Genomic DNA, 2,165 nt, shown 5'->3' on the forward strand with positions numbered 1-2,165 from the left:
ACCATATCTGGTAATGGAACTTGGTTCTGTGGTCACCAATATTGTATTTTCTTTAGGGCATGATAGTGTCTCACCCCCATTGGAAAGTATCTTAGGGATATCATCTATCACCACTAACCAATCATAGTTTCTTTCTTCTGGGTTAAATGTAAATGAACATGATCCCCATTTGCCTTCATGGTTTGCTGACTGTCTTTTAAAAACTGATTCTTCATTTGCACGACTAGTTCGACCTACCAATTTTATTTTAATATCTTTTTTCATATTTTCTCATTTGTTTTAATCCATTAATACCAATATTTCTCAATCCACTTAGTTGGTTTACATACTTTGTATAGTCTTTTCCAGTTTTCTTGATTCTTTAATTTCCAAATACCTTCAATAGCTTCTCGTTGGTTGGGCATTCCATGAAAAGCAATTACTTTTAACCCTGGTCTGTCTTTAGGTATTGTTGGAGTTATAAAATGTCTGAGTGGGCCAAATTTAGGCATACAATGAAATCTAAATGAACAGAACCAATTATCAGGCCAAAAATTTAAAGAACCATATTTTTCTATTACTTTACTTGACAAATACTCCTGTGAAGCAGTAAAAAATCTATCAAATACTTCCTCTGGGTTCTTTTCATAATACTCTTTAACAAACCCAAGTGTTCCTACTACCCATGAGTAACAAGTTGCCTGACCAATATTATGGCCTTTACTGTTCCAATCATCAATAATATAAAATTTATCATCCACTGGGTATTCAAATAATTCATCTAAATTTGAAATAATGACTACATCAAGATCAAAAAAGAAAACTCTCTGACCTTTTAACCCTCCCAGCTCATCATCACATAAACCAGCCTCTTTTCTATATGCATATTTCTCTTGATACTCTTTTGTCGTATTTAGCACAGGAAGCGGTTTTACGATGATCTCTTCATTAAAACCTTCTGAATCATCAGTAAAACAATAGAAATTAATTTCATATGAACTGTTTCTTACAACCATATTTTGAAGCTTGTTTACATATTCTGCATCATATGCATTACCCCATTTGATACATATAACATTCACTGATTTTTTCATATTTTACTCTTTAAAAATTATTTACCTTGTTATTACATAGCCTTATTTTACCCAAACAATTTTATTTTGAATAGAGAGGATCATTGTCGGATTTAAAAATCACTTTAAGCATTTCTTCTGTCACTACAGTCGAATCAAAAAGCCTGTGCGCCTTTTCCCAACCTTTTTTTGAGATCTCCACTCTCTTCTCATCATTGTTCTTATAAAAGATAAGTTTCTTCTCCAGGTCATCAAATTCATCAACATAGACGATTTCCTCTTCACTAAAAAGTCTCTCAAACTCAGGAATTCTAGGTGAAAAGACTAAACTTCCCTGTGCCAATAGTTGTATCACCCTATCAGATGAATAGAGCGGAATGTCATTGTACCGGCTGTAGTTGACTGTCATTTTTGATTGAGCTATAGTATTTAAAAAATTTTGACCAAAAATTAATGATTGTTTGTTATTTCCAAAGATCTTAAAATCAATCTCTTCTATATGAGAAAGTTTATTGATAAAATCTTTTCTATTATCATCACTTCTACCAATAAAAACGAGATCATGATCAAATGTCTGATGCTCAAATGCTTTTAACGTTTCGATAGAATTATCACACACATTTGGCATATACTCAAACTCTGTGCTATTTGTAAAAAACTGTTTATAATACTCTGGCGAAGTGGTAGCAAAAAATACATCTAAATAGGGTAATCTCTCATCTATATGCGCTATTCTGTCAAATGGATCAACCCACCACATTGCGATCTTAATATTTGGAAATGCTTCTTTTATCTGCTTTAATGTATTTGCATGAACCAGTTCTGAATGGCCTAATAACAGCAGGTCTGGTTCTACATTAGAAATAGTCTCAAGAAGCTTTGCATTCATTTTTTTTGCGCCAAGTTTCTTTCTTTTCAGAAACGTTAAACTCTTCGCTACTTCTCTATAGCTAAAATCATAAACAAAATGACCATTTCTAATGAGTCCATTGCTAATTTTTCTGTCGATTGAATAAAATACTTTACCAAACTTTGATTCGCTAAAGTTCGCACAGTGTACTATCCTTAGATTTTTCATTTTACTAATTCCTTGTACTCTTGAAGTGTTTGCTT

At 32.4% G+C, this 2,165-nt stretch carries 3 protein-coding genes; all 3 read right to left on the reverse strand.

From position 1 onward, the window contains the following. On the reverse strand, window positions 1–264 hold a 264-nt coding region (locus WBM70_RS05195; RefSeq protein WP_424557452.1), incomplete at its 3' end, for a hypothetical protein. A 23-nt stretch (window positions 265–287) separates the two neighbouring features. Continuing rightward, window positions 288–1,073 (reverse strand): hypothetical protein, encoded by a 786-nt coding sequence (locus tag WBM70_RS05200; RefSeq protein ID WP_424557453.1) that lies wholly within the window; start codon window positions 1,071–1,073, stop codon window positions 288–290. A gap of 61 nt (window positions 1,074–1,134) precedes the next feature. Beyond that, window positions 1,135–2,165, reverse strand: a 1,031-nt coding sequence (locus tag WBM70_RS05205) for a glycosyltransferase family protein (protein WP_424557454.1), incomplete at its 5' end; no start/stop codon positions are given.

Origin of the sequence: Sulfurovum sp., from assembly GCF_049668085.1 — a bacterium.
Classification (GTDB): domain Bacteria; phylum Campylobacterota; class Campylobacteria; order Campylobacterales; family Sulfurovaceae; genus Sulfurovum.